This is a genomic window from Oceanobacillus sojae (genome assembly GCF_900162665.1).
Classification (GTDB): domain Bacteria; phylum Bacillota; class Bacilli; order Bacillales; family Amphibacillaceae; genus Oceanobacillus; species Oceanobacillus sojae_A.
In genome coordinates this window covers 1-1,532 of the sequence record NZ_LT727802.1, presented here as the reverse complement: position 1 = coordinate 1,532, position 1,532 = coordinate 1, and the positions used below count along the sequence as shown (strand labels likewise).

1 protein-coding gene is annotated in these 1,532 nt (G+C 38.6%); it reads left to right on the top strand.

Going from position 1 to position 1,532, the window contains the following annotated elements; all coding sequences use genetic code 11:
• Positions 1–168 precede the first annotated feature (168 nt).
• Complete coding sequence (locus BN1068_RS00085) at positions 169–1,530, top strand: IS4 family transposase (RefSeq protein ID WP_077600813.1); 1,362 nt, start codon at positions 169–171, stop codon at positions 1,528–1,530.
• Positions 1,531–1,532 lie beyond the last annotated feature (2 nt).

Here is a 1,532-nt window from a genome sequence, read left to right as displayed (position 1 = left end):
ACTCAACTTTCGCAGCTAGAAAGAAGCATTCAATTTAACTAGCCGTAAAGCTTATTACTGTTCAAATATGGTCGTTGACATTAGAAATAGGTATAAAAAAACACCTCAACTTTTGGTATAGTGTAATTGACTAGAAAACACTACCAATACAGAAGAGGTGTCTCCTATATGATAGCGAATAATGACCAAAATAATCAACTACCAAATGAACTTTCTTCCATCTTTAAAGAATTAAACGTGTATAAGCATCTTAGAAAAGCTGGTATTACAAAGTCTGTCGGTTTTACTTGTGCCTATCTTTTTCAATTGATTTTTTGTTTGATCTTTGAAAATAAGAACTGGTATCAAATACTTCAAAGTAACAAAGCGAGTGATTGTCCAGAGAAGAATGCTGTCTATCGTTTTTTAAACAAATCTACCTTCGCTTGGAGAAGGTTCTTACTATTTCTAAGTGCTCATACCATTGGAAAAGTAACCAGCTTAACGCGTCATGATCGCCCCAAAGTATTGATTGTAGATGATTCTTCGTATGATCGTAACCGCAGTAAATCGGTTGAATTATTAGCTCGCTGTTTTGACCATGCATCCCAAAAGATGCGCTTTTATAAAGGGTTCCGTATGCTCACGCTTGGTTGGTCAGATGGTGCAACGTTCATTCCCGTAGACTTTTCTTTATTGAGCTCGAAGAAAAGCCAAATAAATGGCATATCATCAAAAATTGATAAGCGTAGTTCCGGTTATAAACGCAGAGTAGAAGCATTACAAACCGCACCTGAGCAACTACCAAGTATGGTGGAACGCGCGATGAATGCCGGTATCGATGCTTCCTATGTGCTGATGGACTCTTGGTTCACGTATCAGCCTCTCGTTAAGGAGATAAAAGAGCAAGGCTTGGACGTCATTGGCATGGTAAAGAACTTGAAACAGCGTTACCTTGTGAATGGCCAACGTGTAAGCTTAAAAGAACTTTATCGTTTTGCGAAACCAACAGATGGAAAGAAAGGCATTCTTCGTTCGATTCATACGACACAAGCGAATGGCATTCCTATTAAAGTTGTCTTTGTTCGTAATCGGAATAAAAAGAGCGAATGGTTAGCTATTCTAAGCACCGATTGTACACTTAGTGATCAAGAAATCATTCGTATTTATGGGATGAGATGGGACATTGAAGTTTTTTTCAAAACAACAAAATCTCTTTTAAAACTTCAAAAAGAGTTCCAAAGTCGTTCGTATGACGGCTTAATTAGTCATACGACCATCGTATTCGCACGCTATATTGTTCTCTCGTGGCAAAACCGATGTAGCACAGACGAGCGAACACTTGGCGGCATGTTTTATGAATTGTGTGATGAAGTTAGTGATCTCGATTGGGCTGTGGCACTTCAGCAGTTGATCGAGCTTCTTGAAGATGCCTTGAAAATGAGCAATAAAAAGGTACAAAAATTAATCAAAAGTCAAGTCCAACAATGGATTGCAGGTTTACCCAGCTATATCAGGGCTTACCTGCCTATTTCAGTGTGCGAAAGTTGAGT